Genomic DNA, 17,591 nt, shown 5'->3' with positions numbered 1-17,591 from the left:
GGTTTGCTCGCGATGGCGTCAAGCGGGGTTTTGCATGGATCGGCAGGAAAATTGAAATTTTCTTTGATCCGCCGTCAGAGGCCCTGCCCGACCTACCTTGCGCCCAAGAAAAAACCCGCGCTTTGGGGCGCGGGCTTGGCTTACTTGTCGGAGTATGTGCCCCAGACGTGATCACTGGGCGCTGGCGGCATATCCTTGGTCTGATGCAGCCGGTGCAAATTCACCTTGGCGATGAAATTGCCGGTGATAGGGGCTGTGACGAACAAGAACGCCATTACCAGAATCTCGTGCAGGGACCCGGTGCCGGACGCGAAGGAATAGATCATCGCCGCCATCAGCAGCGATCCCACGCCCAGTGTCGATGCTTTGGTCGGCGCGTGCAGACGGGACATGCAGTTGTCCAGCTTGATCAGGCCGATGGAACCGACAAGGGTAAAGAACCCGCCCACGATCAGCAGGGCCGAGATGATGATTTCGGGGATTAGGGGTAGATCACTCAATGATATCACCTCGCAGTACAAAGCGCGCGATGGCCACGGTCGACACAAAGCCAAGCATGGCAAAGATCATCGCACTTTCAAAATAGATGTCGGTGCCCAAACGCATCCCCAGCAGGATGATCAGGGCAATCGCGTTCACGACCATCGTATCCAGCGACAGGATACGGTCGCCGGTATTGGGGCCTTTCAACAACCGCAGCATCGCCAGAAGCTGCGAGACCGCGACAGCGACAAAGGCGATATTCAATGCAATCAGAATCATTCGAAAATCTCCTTCAGGCGACGCTCGTAGCGCTGTTTGATATCGTCACGCACCGCGTCAGGGTTTTCAGCATCCAGCGCATGGACCAGCAAAGCTTTCCCGTCTTCAGACACATCCGCCGACACCGTACCGGGCGTCAGGGTGATTGTCCCCGCCAGCATGGTGATCGCCTCGGGGGTGCGCAGTTCTAGCGGGATCACGACCCAGGCGGGGCGCATGTTCTTGTTGGACTTGAACAGGACGATCATCGCAACCACGACGTTGGCGACCAGAATATCCCACATGACCATGATCAGATAGCCCAGAAGCTTGACCGGTTTCGCGACCGGCGGGCGGTCAGGCCAATAGGCCGCGGTGGCAATCGGGATCAGCAGCCCCAGAATGACACCAAAGACAACGGTGCCAAGCTTGATTTCATTGACCAGCAGACACCAGGCAATCGCGAGGATCGCTGTCAGCATCGGGTGCGGAAGCAGTCGGGACAACATATCAGTGATCCTTTTCTGGTGCGGCGGCATCCTCTGCGCCGTGGTCCTCTGTCGCATCGGCTGATCCCTCGGCATCGCCGTGGTCATCCTCTGCGTGATGGTCCGTGATCTCTTTACCCGGCGTGGTCAGGACCACCGCAAGATAGCGTTCAGGGTTAAACAGCTGGGCAGCCGTCGCATTCAGCACGCGGGTCATGGGCCCCGCCGCAACGGTCAGCGCGACAAGCAGGGCCAGCAGCCCGCCAATGGCCACCATCGGCAAGACGCCCTGCCCCTCGGCAACAACCGGCGCCTCATCACCCTCGGCAGGCTCTGGGGCGGACTGGTGCGCTTTCCAGAAAATCTGGCTCCCCGCGCGGGAGAAACCGACCACCGCGATCAGCGACCCGACAAGGATCACACCCCAGACCCACCACATCAGGTCAGCGCTGCGTGCCGCGTCAAGGATCAGCAATTTGCCCAGAAAGCCCGAGAGCGGCGGCAGACCGGTCATGGCAATCGCCGCGACAAAGAACATACCCGCGACAAGCGCCCCACCCGCCAGCGGCGGCGCATCGACAAAGGACACCTCGGCCGCGCCGCGACGGCTGCGGATCACGTCGATCAGCAAGAACAGCGCTGCGGCGGCAAAGGTGGAATGGATCGCATAATAAAGGGCGGCGGAAATCCCGGCGGGGGTAAAGACCGACACGGCAGCCAGCAGCATGCCCATAGACCCGATCACCGAGAACGCGACCATGCGGTCGGCCCTTTTGGCCCCCAACACGCCCGCCATACCAAGGGCGACGGTCAGCAGCGCGGCGGGCATCAGCCAGACATCAAACAGCCCCTGCGTGATCTCAAGATCGGGGGGGAAAACCAGCGTGTAGAAACGGATGATACAATAGGCCCCGACCTTGGTCATGATCGCGAACAGCGCCGCCACGGGGGCCGGTGCCTCGCTATAGCTGGCGGGCAGCCAGAAATGCAGCGGCAGGATCGCGGCCTTGACCGCAAAGACCAGCAGCAACAGCACGGCAGCAACGCGGATACCCGCACCATCACCCGCATCAAGCGTCGCCACACGCATCGCCAGATCGGCCATGTTCAGCGTGCCTGTCTCGGCATAGATCGTGCCAAGGGCAAAGAGGAACAGGGTCGAGCCCAGCAGGTTATACAGCACATATTGCGTCCCCGCGCGCAGACGCCGTTGCCCGCCCGCGTGGATCATCAACCCGTAAGAGGCGATCAACAACACTTCGAAGAAAACGAACAGGTTGAAGGCGTCACCGGTCAGGAAGGCCCCGAGAATGCCCATAAGTTGGAATTGGAACAGCGGATGGAAATGCCGCCCACGGTTATCCCAGCCCGACCCGATCGCATAAAGCAGCACCGGCAGCGCCAGCACACAGGTCAGCAGGACCATCAGCGTCGACAGACGATCCGCGACCAGTACGATACCGAAAGGTGCCGCCCAGTTGCCAAGCTGGTACAAGCTGACCGTCCCGTCAGAGGCCTGCCAGAACAGCCCAAGCGCCAGTGCCAGCAACCCCAGCGTGCCCGTAAGGGACAGCACCCGTTGGATCAGCAGGTGATAACGCGCGGCCAGCACCATGAACGCCGCCAGCATGGCTGGCAGAACGATCGGAAGAATAAGCCAATGGGTCATGCCGGGCCTCCTCCGCGTGGGGAGGGTTCTGCGGTATCGGCTCCGGCCAGCGTGTCGGGTTCGTTGACCAGATCATCGCCCGCGCTGAGGTAGGACCCGACCGCGATCATCACGACCACGGCTGTCATCCCAAAGGAGATCACGATCGCCGTCAGCACCAGTGCTTGGGGCAGCGGATCGGTATAGACCTCGACCCCGTCGCGCAGGATCGGCGGGGCGTTCAACGCCAGCCGCCCCGAGGCGAACAGGAATACATTGACCGCATAGCTGATCAGCGATGTGCCGATGATCACGGGAAAGGTACGCAGACGCAGGATCAGATAGATCCCGGCAGCGGTGAGAACGCCAATGGCGGACGCGACTAAAAGCTCCATATCAGGTCTCCGTCTCGGTTTTCGGTTCATCCCGTGACGGGTCGATATCCATAGCATGTTCGCTTTCCTCGATGCCGGCGCGACGGCCCAAGCGCGAGAAACTTTCAAGCGACAGCATCACCGCGCCGACAACGGCGAGGAAGACCCCAAGGTCAAAGCCCATAGCGGTGGCGAGCTCGAATTTCTCCATCGGGGGGATGCGGAAGTAGCCAAAGGCAGAGGACAGGAACGGCGCACCGGCAAACCACGCACCGATACCGGTCAGACCAGCGCAAAGCACCCCTGCCCCGATGATCCCGTGGTAATGATAGCGCTGGCGCTTGTCCGCCCAGGCAAAGCCGCTGGCCATATATTGCATTACGACCGCGATCGCGACCACCAGACCGGCGACAAAACCACCGCCCGGTTCGTTGTGACCGCGCAGGAAGATATAGACACCGACCAGCAGAACGACAGGCATCAACACGCGTGTCAGCACCACCATCATCAGCGGATGGGCATCGCCCGCGCGCTCTTCCTCATAGCCACGGTTCAGCAGACGCGCGCGCACAGGGCCGGACATCAGCGCCTCTGTCAGGGCATAGATGACCAGCGCGGCGATCCCAAGAACGATGATCTCGCCAAAGGTGTCGAAGCCACGGAAATCCACGAGGATCACGTTGACCACATTGGTGCCGCCGCCGCCTTTGTAGGAATTGGCAAGGTGGTAGTCAGCGATAGAGGCAATCGGGAAATCCGACATCAGGATCGAATAGATCAGGCCTGCTGCCGCCAGCCCTGCCACAACCGATACCACGATATCGCGGCTGCGGTGCAGAATGGTGCTTTCCTTAGGGGTGCTGTTGGGCATGAAGTTGAGCGCCAGCAACAACAGGACAATCGTCACCACCTCGACCGAGATCTGCGTGAGCGCCAGATCGGGGGCCGAGAAATAGTTGAACCCGACCGATACCATCAAGCCGATGATCCCCATCAGGATCAGGACCGCCAGACGGTTGCGGTGCACCGTCACAAGGAATCCCGTCGCAATCATCAGCATCAGCCAACCGGCAAAGCCGACGGGCGTGATGGGCAGCATCTCGCGCGCGGGGGCGCCATCGGTGCCGGTAAACCACGCATGCGCCCCGATGGCGACGACGGCGGTCACGAAGACGGCGGCGTAGCGGGTAAAGGACCCGTTATGCAGACGCTCCGATACCAGACCGGCAAGACCCACGGCCGCGGCGATGATACGGTCAAAGATGTCCTTGGCCTCGGGGCGGCGTGTGGCGGCCCAAAGACGCGCCAGCGGGCCGAAGGCGGCGAGCAGCAACAAACCACCCACCACAGCAATCGCCGACATGCCGAGCGCGGGCACGAAGCCGTGCCACAGCTTGATATGCGCGCTTGGCATCTCGGCGGCAGAGCCGATGACCGCTTGGGTCACGGTGCGCACAAAGGGTTCCGCCAGGAACGGTGCCACACCGATGACGATCACGGGGATGATCAGCAAAGCCGGGGAAATCCACAGGCCAAACTCGGGGTCGTGGGGTTTGGCGGGGTAATCGTTCCGCTCTTTGCCCAGGAAGGTATGCGCAATAAACCGGAAGCTATACGCGGCCGAGAAAAGCGCGCCGAGCGTTGCCACTGCCGCCACCAGATAGGGCGAGCCGAACAGCGTGGTGTGCAGCGCCTCTTCCAGCATCATCTCTTTGGACAGGAACCCGTTGAGCAGTGGAATACCCGCCATCGACAATGCGGCCAACGTGGCAATCGCGAAGGTGATCGGCATCAGACGGCGCAAGCCCCCCAGTCGGGTCATATCGCGTGTGTGCACCGCGTGATCCACGATGCCAGCGCTCATGAACAAGGCGGCCTTAAAGCTCGCATGGTTCAGAATGTGGAACACCGCCGCCATCGCCCCAAAGGAGGTGCCCGTGCCCAGCAGGAAGGTGATCAGCCCCAGATGCGACACGGTCGAAAACGCCAGCAGCGCCTTGAGGTCGTTTTTGAAAATCGCGATCAGCGCGCCAAGCACCATCGTGATCAACCCGGCAGAGCAGACCAGCACGATCCAGATTTCGGTGCCCGACAGCACCGGCCACATGCGCGCCATCAGGAACAGCCCCGCCTTCACCATCGTGGCAGAGTGCAGATAGGCCGACACCGGCGTCGGGGCCGCCATCGCGTGCGGCAACCAGAAGTGGAAAGGGAACTGCGCGGATTTGGTGAAACAGCCCAGCAGGATTAGGATCAGCGCAGGCAGATACAACGGCGACGCTTGGATCAGCTCGCGGTTCTCAAGGATCACGGTCAGGTCATAGCTGCCCACGATCTGCCCCAGCAGCAGCATGCCACCGATCATCGCCAGACCGCCCATACCCGTCACGGTCAACGCCATCCGCGCACCTTGACGTCCTTCGGGCAGATGCTTCCAGAACCCGATCAGCAGGAAGGACGACAGCGACGTCAGCTCCCAGAAAATGAGCAACATCAGTATGTTATCCGACAGAACAATCCCGACCATCGCACCTTGGAACAGCAGCAGATAGGTAAAGAACGCGCCCATATTGTCGTCACGCGACAGATAGAACCGCGCATAAAGGATGATCAGCATCCCGATGCCAAGGATCAGACCCGCGAACATCAACCCTAGCGGGTCGAGGAACAGGTTCACGTTCAACCCCAGCTGCGGCAGCCACGAGAGGCTGGCGGTCACGACCTCGCCTGCAAGAACGGCCGGTGCATGTGTCGCAAGGCCGATCGCGGCGCAGGCCGTCACCAGAAAAGTCACCAAAAAGCAGCTTTGACGGCCTGCCTGATACATCAGGCCGGGCAGCAAGGCGCCAAGAAACGGGAGGGCTATAATCAGGAACAAAGACATGGCCGCAACTATGTCATGAGCCACGCCAAAACGACCAGCCCTCTTTTCGCAAATTGCGATGGAAAAATACGGATTTATGAGGGCTTCTTGTCGCAGCAATTGAACTTTGCCGCGGCGCGATGATCCAATTTAGGTCCATTTCACGAATATGTAAGAGAGCAACCGCATCCACCGCACAAAAAAATGCGGCAGTCGTCTAACTGCCGCATCACATTTGATAATTCCGCGCGCCTTGGGGCGGTGCGGGGTCTACAGATTCTCTTGGTCTTCGGGTAGCGCCCCTTTGAAACCGGTGGCGACCACGAATTTCTCGGAACTGTCGGACCGGCTGGCGGGGGGCTTGATATTGGCGACCTTGGTAAACCGACGTTTGAGGAGCTGTTGCAAGTCGCCCTCCGCCCCGCCGGCCAGCACTTTCGCGACAAACGTGCCGCCATCCTCAAGCACGTCAAAAGCAAAATAGGCCGCAGCTTCGCACAGCGCGATGATCCGGTTGTGGTCGGTCTGCTTGTGGCCCGAGCTGGACGCAGCCATGTCGGACATCACGACATCGGCCTTGCCCCCCAGCCAGCCTTTGACGATCTCGTCCGCGTCGTCTTCCATGAAATCAAGCTGGTGCAATTCGCAGCCTGCAATCGGCTCCATCTCTTGCAGGTCGATCCCCAGAATGGTGCCGACGTTCTTGCCCTTTTTCTCGCCCAGAACATTGCAACGTTTGACCGCGACCTGACACCAGCCACCGGGGGCCGCGCCAAGGTCGACCACCCGCGCACCGGGCACCAGAAAGCGGTATTTGTCGTCGAGCTCCATGATCTTGTAAGCCGCGCGCCCGCGATACCCTTCGGCATTGGCGCGTTTGACATAAGGATCGTTCAACTGGCGCTGCAACCAACGGGTCGAGCTTAGCTTGCGCCCGCGGGCCGACTTAACCTTGACCTTGAGGTCACGCTGGCCGCGCCCTGATGTATTCTTGCCAGTGGGGGTCTTCCCGCCCGACGCACCGCCCGTGGGCGTCTTGCCTGTCGGAGTTTTCGCCATCAGCCTAATCCTTCTTCCAAAACGCCATCCGCGCTCATCTGGGCATATAGCAGCCCCTCGCGCAGACCACGGTCTGCAACACTTAATCTATCCGTCGGCCAGCACCGCATCAACGCCTGCAAGATCGCGGCCCCTGACATGATCAACGCCTGACGGTCCAGCCCGATACGCGGATCGGCACGCCGGCCCCCCGGCCCCATCGCAAGATAGGAATGGATCACCTTGTCGATCTGCGCCGAGGTCATGCGAAGCCCGTCCACCTTTGTTCGGTCGTAGCGCTTTAGCCCCAAATGGCTGGCAGCAACAGTGGTGACCGTGCCCGAGGTGCCGACAATCTGGAAATGGTCCTGCGACTGGATCGACTGATAGGGGGTGAAGTCGGTCAGGTTCTCCTCGAAGAACCAGCTCATCAAGGCAAAGCGTGCGGCGTCGTCTTCCACGTCAGAGAATTGATCGCGCAGGGTTGCCACGCCCAAAGGCACGCTGATCCAGTCGACCACACGCGCGGCAGGCACGTCTGTTTTCGCCTGATGGAAACCCCCATGCAGCCGCATGATGGATTGCGCACGATCCGCCTTTGGCACCTTAGAGATGTCGATCCAGACCAATTCGGTCGAACCGCCGCCGATATCCACCACCAGCAGGTTGTGGGTCTTGCGGTTCACCAGCGGCGCGCAGGAAATCACGGCAAGCTGCGCTTCTTCCTCGGGCTTGATGATATCAAGCTTTAGCCCCGTCTCGCGCTGGATACGCTGCATGAATTCCGCACCGTTGGCGGCACGGCGGCACGCCTCGGTCGCGACAAGCCGCATCCGCCGCACCTTGTTACGGCGCAGCTTTTGCTGGCAAATGCGCAATGCCTGAATGGTACGCGTCATCGATCCGCGCGACAATCGCCCGGTTTTCTCAAGCCCTGCCCCAAGCTGGACAGACTTCGAGAAGCTATCGACGACATGGAAACCGCTGCCTTTTGGCTGTGCGATCAGCATGCGACAACTATTTGTGCCCAGATCAAGGGCCGCATAAAGTTCGGTCGATCTGGGCGGAACTGGCGCGGGGCTCAGAGCCGGCGGTACATCGAGCGCGCCCGCACCTTTGGGACGCTGTGGCGCCATGATTGCGCCTTTCATATTGAGTTACCCCCAAGGTAATGTTTCTGCGGGCAAGGGGCAAGCGGGAAACCAGAGATCCGGCAGCGTAAGCTTATAGTCGCCCTCACAACCATCTTGAGAATTATGACGCCCCGCCCCCCTCGCCTGTCGCGGTTGCGCGCTGTAGTGTGACCACGTCGCAGACGCCGTTCTGAATGTCGAAAAACGGCGACGGGGACAGATCAACAGCCGCTAAGAAAAACAAGCACAGCAGAGGAATCAATCATGCCCGAAGTTACCATCGTCTATTGGCGTGATATTCCTGCGCAGGTCATCGTCGGCAAAGGCCGTCGCGGGTCCAAGCGTCCGCTGCCCGAACGGTTCGAACAGGCCATCGACCGTGCCGCGATGAAAATCGGCGCGGATGACAGCGATGCCTATCTGGCCGAATGGCGCAAGGCCGATCCCTATACGGTCGACGGCGAACCCGACGCCGTGGCCGATGCAGAGGTCGCGCGCATCGACGCAGAGTTCGACCGTGACCGCATCAAGACGCTGATTGCCAATGACGGCTGGGCCTGACCGCCTGTTGCCGGTGCAAAAGTTGATCCCTTCATGAAAGAAATGCTCATGTCCCTTTTGAACTTCCGGCGCAAAGAAGCCCCCGTGTCCGATCTGCCTACCCCCGAGGTCGCGGGTTTTTTGCGCGACTACTCGATCGAGGTGATGCCCCGCACGGCAGAAAAAGTCGAAGACTTCCGCGATCTGCTGCCCGAGGGGACACGGGTCTATATCGCGCATATCGACGGCACCCCGATCGAAGACATGGTCGCCACCGCGGCGCGGCTCAATGCGGACGGCTACAAGGTCATGCCGCACTTTCCCGCCCGCATCATCAAGGATCGTGCCACGCTGGAAAACTGGATCGCCATGTATCAGGGCGAGGCTGACGTACGCCAAGCCTTGCTGCTGGCCGGTGGCGTCACGACGCCCCACGGCGATTTCAGCGACTCCATGCAGTTGATGGACACCGGATTGTTCGACAAACACGGGTTTGAACGGCTGCACATCGCGGGCCACCCCGAAGGCAACCGCGACATCGACACCGATGGATCACGTCTGCGGGTGGATGATGCGCTGCGCTGGAAGCAGGGTTTCTCCGAACGGACGGACGCGAAGATGGCCATCGCCACACAATTCGCTTTCGAGGCGCAGCCGATCATCGAATGGGCCGATAGCCTGAAACACGCGGGCATCGACCTGCCGATCCACATCGGCATTGCAGGCCCCGCCAAGCTGCAAACCCTGATCAAATTCGCCATCGCCTGCGGGGTCGGCCCTTCGCTGAAGGTGCTGCAAAAGCGCGCGATGGATGTCACCAAACTGCTGTTGCCCTACGAGCCGACAGATGTGATCACCGAACTGGCCGCCCACAAAGCCGCCAACCCAGATTTCAACATTACCCATGTGCATTTCTTCCCGCTGGGTGGGATCAAGACGAATGCCAACTGGGCCATTGAAAATGGCGGACCCGCTGCTCAACCAGCCAACTCCGTCTAAGGAAAGACTGAACACCATGACCAGAACTGTCGTCGAATCCAAAACAAAAACAGCGATCATCGGCTTTGACGAGCCCTTCTGCGTGATCGGGGAGCGGATCAACCCCACCGGCCGCAAGATCCTCGCCGAAGAGCTGGAGCGTGGCGATTTCAGCCGCGTCGAGGCCGACGCCATTGCACAAGCCGCGGCGGGCGCGAATATTCTGGACGTGAACTCGGGTGCCGTTTTCTCGAACAAGATGGCCGAAGACCCCCGCTATGCGGATAATAACTTTGTCGAACCGATGCTGATGCCCGAACTGATCCGCGTCGTGCAAAACGTCGTCGACATCCCGCTGTGCATCGACAGCTCGGTCCCCGGTGCGCTGGAAGCCGGTCTTGAGGCCTGCGAGGGCCGCCCGCTGCTGAACTCGGTCACCGGCGAGGAAGAACGGCTGGAGCTCGTGCTACCACTGGTCAAGAAATACAACGTGCCTGTGGTTGCGATCTCGAACGACGACACGGGTATTTCCGAAGATCCCGACGTGCGTTTCGACGTTGCCAAGAAGATCGTAGAGCGCGCGGCCGACTTCGGTATTCCAGCCCATGATATCGTGGTCGACCCGCTGGTCATGCCCATCGGCGCAATGGCGACCGCGGGGCATCAGGTCTTTACCCTTGTGCGCCGTCTGCGCGAGGAACTGGGCGTGAACACGACCTGCGGTGCCTCCAACATCAGTTTTGGCCTGCCCAACCGTCACGGCATCAACAATGCTTTCCTGCCGATGGCAATGGGCGCTGGCATGACCTCCGCGATCATGAACCCGATCACCCTGCCCGTGAACCAGACCAAGATTGCCGAGAAGAAGGCCGAACTGGTGACGGCTGGCATCATCCTGCCGGACGAGATCGACGACGAAACCTTTGTGACGCTCTTCGGGATGGGATCCACCAAGCCCACCCCCGGCAAAGAGATGGAGGCGATCCGCGCCGCCAACTTCCTGTTCGACCGCGACCCTCACGGCACCGAATGGATCAAGTTCAACAAGGTCGCGCCCAAGGCCGGTCAAGAGGGGCGTGGGCGCGCTGGCCGCAAGGGTGGCCGCCGCCGGTAATGGGGATTCTCCCTACCGCCAAGGTCAAAATCCCCGCAAACCACGGTTTTGCGGGGATTTCTTTTGCGTTCAGGCCAGTGTTTAACCCGTCCAGCGCTTGACCCCACATCCCACACACGCATGATCACGGCACAAAGCTATACTATGCCTTGTATTGTCTTTGACACAGAACGACGGCCCCGAACGCACAGGCCTGCTGTCTAACTTCTGTCAAAGTTTCAACACATCCGTATGCCTAGATTGCTTTGCAAAGACGCAGTCCGTGGGTGAATTGATGACAACGTGCTTTGAAGGTGTAGCTATGCAGCCCGTGTTCTGGGCTGCCGCAAGCGTGAGCGCTGTCGCCGCGGTCGTTATGGTCTGCATGCTGAAATATCAGCACTTCCACGGCAAGCGGTTCTACGGCCTGACCTTCATCGCCATGATCTGGACCCTGATCACCGTCGGGGCCGAAGCCTCCACCCCCTCCTTTGCCTGCCAGTTTGACATGGCCATCGTCGCGTGGCTGGGCAATGCGCTGGTGCCTGTGGCGTGGTGCTTCTTTGTCTTCGCCTATGTGCATCAGGCCGAGTGGCTGTCGAAAAAGCGTGTGGTGGCCGCGCTGGTGCTGGTGCCCGTGGGCTGCTTTGTCTTTGCTGCAACCAATAGTATGCACCAGCTGGTCTATACCGCCGAGACTGCCATCCTGCCCGGTGACCGGCAGATCACCTATATCCACGGGCCGGGGTTCTTTGCGATCACGGCCGTGCTGTATACTTTCGTCGCAGCGACCTTCTATGCGCTGATCAAGGCCTTTGCCCGCGCCCGCCGCTCTGCTTGGCCGCTGCTGACAATGCTGGCGGTGGTCACGATCACACCGCTGTCAGCTAATGCGTCTTACGTTATTTTCGGCTTCACCGTCTTCGGGCTGGACCCCACGGCGTTTATGTTCACCGTCGGTATCCTGGCCTTTACCTTCATGCTGCTGACGAACAAGACGATGGATATGGCGTCGATCGGGCAGTCGATCCTGTTCAACACGACCAGCGAACCGGTGATCCTGATCGACAACAACCGCCGTGTCACGTTGATGAACTCTGCCGCGAAACGCAGCGGCTTGTGCAACCTGTCCAAAGCCGAAGCCGATGCCCTTTTGGCCAAGATCGACACCCGCAGCCCCCGCACGACGGACGCATCCCTGACCATCGAACAGCGCATCTATGACCCGCGTATTCAGGAAATCGAAAGCCCGCTGGACCCGAACGGCGCCATTCTGGGGTGGAGCATCACCCTGGTCGATATCACCGACCGTATCGTCATCACCCGCGCCCTTGAAGACGCGCTGCTGCGCGCCGACGAGGCCAACCGCGCCAAGGATGAATTTATCTCTGTCGTCAGCCACGAGCTGCGCACACCGCTTACCTCGCTCAAGGGGGGGCTGGCGCTGGCGCTTAGCGGGCGTTTGGGCGAGATCGACGCGCGCATCCGCTCCCCCCTCGAAATCGCGCAGCGCAACGGGATGCGTCTGTCCCGTCTGGTCGATAACATCCTGCTCGCGCAAAAGATCGACGTAGACGCGCTGTCGCTGGACGCGCTGCCGGTCGATCTGGGGGCGCTACTGAAAGAAAGCCTGGAAGAGAACAAGATGTTCGCCGCCGAGCAGAAGATCGACCTCGTGCTGCCGAAAGGTGATCAAACCGCGACCATCACCGGTGACGCCTTTGCCCTCCGCCAGATCATCGACAACCTCGTGTCCAACGCCATCAAATTCTCCGAACAAGGCAGCACCGTTGAAGGCAGCCTTTCCATCCGCAACGGCCATGTGCGCCTGTCGATCAAGGACAGCGGCCGTGGCATTCCCGACGGGATGGAGGGGCAGGTCTTTGGCCGCTTTGAACAGGTCAAGAACGGCGGGCAATATGCAACACAGGGGTCCGGTCTGGGGCTCCATATCTCGCAACAGCTGGCCCGGCAGATGTCGGGAAAATTGTTCTACGACAGCGTTGTAGGCGAAGGCACGACCTTCCACATGGAATTCACCACCGTCGCCGCACAGCAACCCGCCGTGATCCTGTCAGCCGCTGACAACACGGACGACACCCCTACCTCCGCAACGACAGGCGACACGCCAGAAGCCGTGCAGGCCTGAGGGCGAAGCCCCACATAAGCATATCTAATTCAACGGAAGATGGCGGACCCTAGAGGATTCGAACCTCTGGCCTCTGCCTTCGGAGGGCAGCGCTCTATCCAGCTGAGCTAAGGGTCCATCTAGGGGCGGTATAGCCAGACTACCCGCCCCCTGCAATTACAAAATCAGCCTTGGGTCACGCAAACAAATCATGCGCCAGTTCAAGCGCCTCGATCAGCGTGTCGATCTCGGCATTGGTGTTGTACATCCCGAAGGACGCGCGGCAGGTGGCGGTCTGGCCCAGATGCTGCATCAGCGGCCCGCAACAATGCTGCCCCGCACGTACCGCCACGCCCTTTTTATCCAGAATGGTAGAGATATCATGCGCATGCGCCGCCCCGTCCAGTGTAAAGCTGAAGATCGCGGCCTTATCCGGCGTGGTGCCCTGCACCTGCACCCAGTTCAGACCCGACAGACGCGACACGGCATAATCGCGCAAGGATGCCTCATGGGCGGCAATATTCTGCATCCCGATGTTCATCATGTAATCCAGCGCCACGCCCATGCCGATGGTCTGTACGATGCCGGGGGTGCCCGCCTCGAACTTCATCGGGGCATCGTTATAGGTGATGCCGTCTTTGGTGACCTCGCGGATCATATCGCCGCCGCCTAGAAACGGACGCATCTCGGCCATGCGATCGGGGTTGATATAGATCGCGCCGGACCCCGAGGGACCATAAAGCTTGTGACCCGTGATCGCGTAGAAATCGCAGCCGATATCCTGCACGTCCACAGGCATGTGTACCGCCGCCTGCGACCCGTCAACCAAGACGGGCACACCTTTGGCGTGAGCCCCTGCGGTGATCGCCTTGACGTCCACCACCGTGCCCAGAACATTCGACACCTGCGTCAAGGCAATGAGCTTGGTCTTGGGGGTGATGGCGTCGATCACGGCTTGCGGATCAAGTGCGCCAGAGGCATCCACATCGACCCATTTGATCACGACGCCTTGACGCTCGCGCAGGAAATGCCACGGCACGATATTGGCGTGATGCTCCATCACCGACAGGATGATCTCGTCCCCCGCCTGCAGGTTCGGCATGGCCCAACCGTAAGCGACCAGATTGATCCCCTCTGTCGTGCCGGAGGTAAAGACGATGTGATCCTCGTTTCCGGCATTCAGGAACCGTGCCACAGTGCCGCGCACGGATTCATACTGATCGGTTGCGAGATTAGAAAGATAGTGTAAGCCGCGGTGAACATTGGAATATTCATGGCTGTACGAGCGGCTGATCGCATCAATCACGACCTGCGGCTTTTGGGCCGAGGCCCCATTGTCGAGATAGACCAGCGGCTTGCCGTTCACCTCGCGCGACAGGATCGGAAAGTCGCTGCGGATGGTGTTTACGTCATACATCAAGAAGCACTCCTTGGGCGGCAACGCCCACGATAGAGAGAAGCAGGCTGAGCCCTAGAACAATGGCCGCCATAGAAATCAGCAAAACGCCGACAGCCTTGCCCAGTCCGGTAAAGTTAAAGGCAGCGGCGACGAAGTTGACCAATATCCAAAGCCCGATAAGGCCCGTCGCCAAAGATGCCAGCACCGACACCCCCGGAGAGATGAACATCAGCAGGAAAATCGCCACCTGCGCGATAATGCGCAGGACCTGCAAGAACACCACTAGGGCCAGCACATCGCCAAGGTCGCCTTCGCCCCCAAGCGCACGCCCGGCCCAGTAAAGCCCGTGGGTCGTGATCACCAGGACGCCCGAGAGCAGGACAAACATCGCCAGCGGGCTGGTAAAGAACGCAGGCATCGCGGGTGTCGGTTGCAGCACAAGACTAAACGAAAAGATCAACGTGTTGATCGCCGCCGCCAGCGCCAGCGCGGTCCACAGCACGTCCCGCCCGAGCTGCCACCCCATGATCTGGTTCGCGGCAGCACGCGGGTCACGCAGGCTGAGCACGACCAGCTCGGTCAGAACCGATCTTGTATCAGGAGCATTCATGAGCGTGTCCGATATGCGACCAGCAACCCGCTGGTCCAGAACCATAAAAACACGCAAAGCCAGATCAGCCCGACGATGCGCAATTCGATCCCTTTGCCGACGAACCCCGCCGTCAGCCCGTGCAACAGCACAAGCGGGCTGGACGCCAGCAAGGCCCAGAACAGCGCCAGACGCGTGCTATAGCCGCTGGGCCGGCCGCGCATCACCTTGAGAATGATCTGCGTCCCTGCCGCCAGCATGTAGAAAATCAACGGCGCGATGAACAGCCATGCCAGCAGGGTCGCCCCCAGTAGCATGTCAAGCTCGGTGCCGTTGACGTGGGCTTCGCGGGCCAGACGCGGGGTCTGGGCCACGAAAAAGATGAGACACGCGACCATCAAATAGACCAGGTTGCGATCCTCCCGCGGGCCCTGCCCCAACAACCGCCGCACAACGGCGGCAGGGTTGCGGTAGCTGGCCACGATATCGCGTGTCGCCGCCATCAGGCTGCGTGCCGCTCAAGCCACGCGGCAAGCCGTGCGGTGATCTCTTCGCGCAGGGTCTCGTCCTCGATCTCTTCCACGGCCTCGGCCAGGAAGGACAAGGTCAGCAGATCCGTCGCGACATTATGCGGCACACCGCGCGAGCGTAGATAGAACAGCGCGTCCTCGTCGATCGCCCCCGAAGTGGAGCCGTGCGAACAGGCCACGTCATCGGCGTAGATCTCAAGCTCTGGCTTGGCAAGGAACTGGCTGTCTTCGTCCAGCAGCAACGACTGGCTGATCTGGTAGCCATCGGTCTTTTGCGCGTCGGCCTTGACCAGGATCTTCCCTTGGAACACACCGGTCGCCCCGTTGCGCAGTACCTTCTTGAAAACCTGACGGCTTTCGCAGTTCACCGCGTCATGGGTGATGAACACCGTGTCGTCGTGGTGGAAATCCGCGCCATCACCGACGCAAGCCCCCGCGACATGCGCCGCAGCATCGTCACCCGTCAGCTCGATCACGCAATCGTTGCGCGTCATCACGCCATTGGCGGTCAGGGTAAAGGATTTGAACGCGGATTCAGTCCCCAAACGGGTAAAGATATGCGTCGCGGCACGTTGTTCGTGATCGCGGCCTTGGGCGCGCACGTGGTGGAAAGACGCGTTATCCGCGACTTCAACCTCAAGCACACCGTTAAAGCGCGCGGCGACGGGGCCGTTCTCCAGCAGCGTGAATTCAGCGCCGGCGTCCAGCTTGACGACGTGGTGCAGCATGACATCCGCTGTATCGGAGGTCCGGCGATAAACGATATTCACCGGCTTGGAGACTTTATCCGTCACATGGATCAACACACCATCGGCGGCAAAAGCCGTGTTCAGCGCCGCCAAGGGGCGTGCCACAGGCGTCTGGCCGTTCTTTTCCAGCGTCCCATAAAGATCACGCGCCCAATGCAGATCGGCATCCGCTTGGGCCAGCCGTTCGATGGTGATGCCTTCAAGCGCCAGATCATCCGACGCATCGGCATCGAACACACCGTCGACGAACACCAGCTTCAGCCGGTCGATCTGATCAAACAGGGCCACGTCTTCGGACGCGCGCACCGCGGCAGAGACCGCCTGCGGCTGGGTCAGCGTATCGGGGCGGGTGTATTTCCAGTATTCGTCACGACGCTCGGGCAGACCTGCCTGTTGCAGACGGGACAACGCATCCTTGCGCGCCGCATCGGACCAGCCCCCTTGGGGCAGGTCCAACGTGGCGATCAACGCCTCGGTCGGGGTTTGTTGTGTCGCTGCTTCGGCCATTACGCCACCTCGGACAGGATGTCGGCATACCCGTTGTTCTCGACTTCCAGCGCCAGCTCGGGGCCGCCGGTCTTGATGATGCGGCCATCAGCCATGATGTGCACCACATCGGGTTTGATGTGGTCCAGCAGACGCTGGTAGTGGGTGATCACAAGGAAACCACGGCCTTCGGTGCGCAGCGCGTTCACGCCATCAGCAACCAGTTTCATTGCATCGACGTCCAGACCGGAGTCCGTTTCGTCGAGGATGCACATTTTTGGCTCAAGCATCGCCATCTGCAAGATCTCGTTGCGCTTCTTCTCACCACCCGAGAAGCCCATGTTCACGGGGCGCTTCAGCATGTCAGCGTCGATCTTCAGCTCTTTGGCGCGGGCGCGCACAACCTTGAGGAATTCCGCGGCAGACATCTCTTCTTCGCCACGGGCCTTGCGCTGCGCATTCACAGCGGTGCGCAGGAAAGTCATGTTGCCAACGCCGGGGATTTCAACAGGATATTGAAAGGCGAGGAAAAGGCCAGCGGCGGCACGCTCTTCTGGCTCAAGGTCCAGCAGGTCGATGTCACCCAGATGGGCGGAGCCTTCGGTGACCTCGTAGCCGTCTTTGCCCGACAGCACATAGGACAGCGTGGATTTACCGGACCCGTTCGGCCCCATGATCGCGTGGACCTTACCGGCTTCGACTTCCAGATCGACACCCTTCAGGATTTGCTTGTCTTCTTCTTCCAGTTTGACCTTCAGGCCTTTGATGCTCAGCATGATGGGTTCCTTTTCTTGCGCTTTGGCGCTGCAATGAC

Annotated in this window: 17 protein-coding genes and 1 tRNA gene; 4 read left to right on the top strand and 14 right to left on the bottom strand. The window is 60.3% G+C overall.

Annotated features, from left to right (window positions below; genetic code table 11):
* Positions 1–140 precede the first annotated feature (140 nt).
* The 8 genes from SJY36_RS07675 to SJY36_RS07640 form a co-directional block, all read right to left on the bottom strand.
* Positions 141–500, bottom strand: coding sequence for a Na+/H+ antiporter subunit G (locus tag SJY36_RS07675; protein ID WP_064215750.1), 360 nt, complete (start codon positions 498–500; stop codon positions 141–143).
* The gene (locus SJY36_RS07670; RefSeq protein ID WP_005853262.1) at positions 493–762 is read right to left on the bottom strand and encodes a K+/H+ antiporter subunit F; all 270 of its coding nucleotides are present in this window, start codon (positions 760–762) and stop codon (positions 493–495) included. Before SJY36_RS07670 ends, SJY36_RS07675 begins: the two co-directional genes overlap by 8 nt.
* On the bottom strand, positions 759–1,250 hold the full coding sequence (locus tag SJY36_RS07665; RefSeq protein ID WP_037966473.1) for a Na+/H+ antiporter subunit E: 492 nt from the start codon (positions 1,248–1,250) through the stop codon (positions 759–761). Before SJY36_RS07665 ends, SJY36_RS07670 begins: the two co-directional genes overlap by 4 nt.
* 1 nt (position 1,251) lies before the next feature.
* Positions 1,252–2,898: a monovalent cation/H+ antiporter subunit D gene (locus tag SJY36_RS07660; protein WP_386174042.1), complete on the bottom strand. Its 1,647-nt coding sequence runs from the start codon at positions 2,896–2,898 to the stop codon at positions 1,252–1,254.
* Positions 2,895–3,272 carry a Na+/H+ antiporter subunit C gene (locus SJY36_RS07655; RefSeq protein WP_005853256.1) on the bottom strand — a complete coding sequence of 126 codons (378 nt, stop codon included), beginning with the start codon at positions 3,270–3,272 and terminating at the stop codon, positions 2,895–2,897. Before SJY36_RS07655 ends, SJY36_RS07660 begins: the two co-directional genes overlap by 4 nt.
* Before the next feature lies 1 nt (position 3,273).
* Complete coding sequence (locus SJY36_RS07650) at positions 3,274–6,135, bottom strand: monovalent cation/H+ antiporter subunit A (protein WP_386174039.1); 2,862 nt, start codon at positions 6,133–6,135, stop codon at positions 3,274–3,276.
* A gap of 249 nt (positions 6,136–6,384) precedes the next feature.
* The gene (locus SJY36_RS07645) at positions 6,385–7,173 is read right to left on the bottom strand and encodes an RlmE family RNA methyltransferase (RefSeq protein WP_005853253.1); all 789 of its coding nucleotides are present in this window, start codon (positions 7,171–7,173) and stop codon (positions 6,385–6,387) included.
* Entirely contained in the window at positions 7,173–8,288 is a 1,116-nt protein-coding gene (locus SJY36_RS07640; RefSeq protein WP_005853251.1) for a Ppx/GppA phosphatase family protein, read from the bottom strand. Before SJY36_RS07640 ends, SJY36_RS07645 begins: the two co-directional genes overlap by 1 nt.
* Before the next feature lie 261 nt (positions 8,289–8,549).
* Between SJY36_RS07640 and SJY36_RS07635 the strand changes: the two genes are divergently transcribed.
* The 4 genes from SJY36_RS07635 (at position 8,550) to SJY36_RS07620 (ending at position 13,045) form a co-directional block, all read left to right on the top strand.
* The gene (locus tag SJY36_RS07635; protein WP_005853250.1) at positions 8,550–8,846 is read left to right on the top strand and encodes a virulence factor; all 297 of its coding nucleotides are present in this window, start codon (positions 8,550–8,552) and stop codon (positions 8,844–8,846) included.
* A gap of 48 nt (positions 8,847–8,894) precedes the next feature.
* The gene (locus tag SJY36_RS07630; protein ID WP_340247389.1) at positions 8,895–9,824 is read left to right on the top strand and encodes a methylenetetrahydrofolate reductase; all 930 of its coding nucleotides are present in this window, start codon (positions 8,895–8,897) and stop codon (positions 9,822–9,824) included.
* A 16-nt stretch (positions 9,825–9,840) separates the two neighbouring features.
* The gene (locus tag SJY36_RS07625) at positions 9,841–10,917 is read left to right on the top strand and encodes a methyltetrahydrofolate--corrinoid methyltransferase (protein WP_005853246.1); all 1,077 of its coding nucleotides are present in this window, start codon (positions 9,841–9,843) and stop codon (positions 10,915–10,917) included.
* 301 nt (positions 10,918–11,218) lie between these two features.
* Entirely contained in the window at positions 11,219–13,045 is a 1,827-nt protein-coding gene (locus tag SJY36_RS07620) for a histidine kinase N-terminal 7TM domain-containing protein (protein ID WP_386174034.1), read from the top strand.
* Positions 13,046–13,085: 40 nt separating this feature from the next.
* Here the strand turns inward: SJY36_RS07620 and SJY36_RS07615 are convergent.
* The 6 genes from SJY36_RS07615 to sufC all read right to left on the bottom strand — a co-directional run bounded on the left by SJY36_RS07615 (position 13,086) and on the right by sufC (position 17,553).
* Positions 13,086–13,162, bottom strand: a tRNA-Arg gene (locus SJY36_RS07615).
* 58 nt (positions 13,163–13,220) lie between these two features.
* A complete protein-coding gene (locus tag SJY36_RS07610) occupies positions 13,221–14,441 on the bottom strand; it encodes a cysteine desulfurase (protein ID WP_386174031.1) in 1,221 nt (406 codons plus the stop codon).
* Positions 14,434–15,033, bottom strand: coding sequence for a Yip1 family protein (locus tag SJY36_RS07605; protein WP_386174028.1), 600 nt, complete (start codon positions 15,031–15,033; stop codon positions 14,434–14,436). The genes SJY36_RS07610 and SJY36_RS07605 overlap by 8 nt, the downstream gene beginning before the upstream one ends.
* Positions 15,030–15,515 (bottom strand): YIP1 family protein, encoded by a 486-nt coding sequence (locus tag SJY36_RS07600; RefSeq protein WP_386174025.1) that lies wholly within the window; start codon positions 15,513–15,515, stop codon positions 15,030–15,032. Before SJY36_RS07600 ends, SJY36_RS07605 begins: the two co-directional genes overlap by 4 nt.
* Complete coding sequence (locus SJY36_RS07595) at positions 15,515–16,798, bottom strand: SufD family Fe-S cluster assembly protein (protein WP_386174022.1); 1,284 nt, start codon at positions 16,796–16,798, stop codon at positions 15,515–15,517. The genes SJY36_RS07600 and SJY36_RS07595 overlap by 1 nt, the downstream gene beginning before the upstream one ends.
* A complete protein-coding gene (sufC, locus tag SJY36_RS07590) occupies positions 16,798–17,553 on the bottom strand; it encodes a Fe-S cluster assembly ATPase SufC (protein ID WP_005853235.1) in 756 nt (251 codons plus the stop codon). Before sufC ends, SJY36_RS07595 begins: the two co-directional genes overlap by 1 nt.
* Positions 17,554–17,591: the final 38 nt, after the last annotated feature.

It is taken from the genome of Sulfitobacter sp. R86518 (genome assembly GCF_042466275.1).
GTDB lineage: Bacteria > Pseudomonadota > Alphaproteobacteria > Rhodobacterales > Rhodobacteraceae > Sulfitobacter > Sulfitobacter pontiacus.
This window is presented reverse-complemented; position numbering and strand designations above follow the sequence as displayed.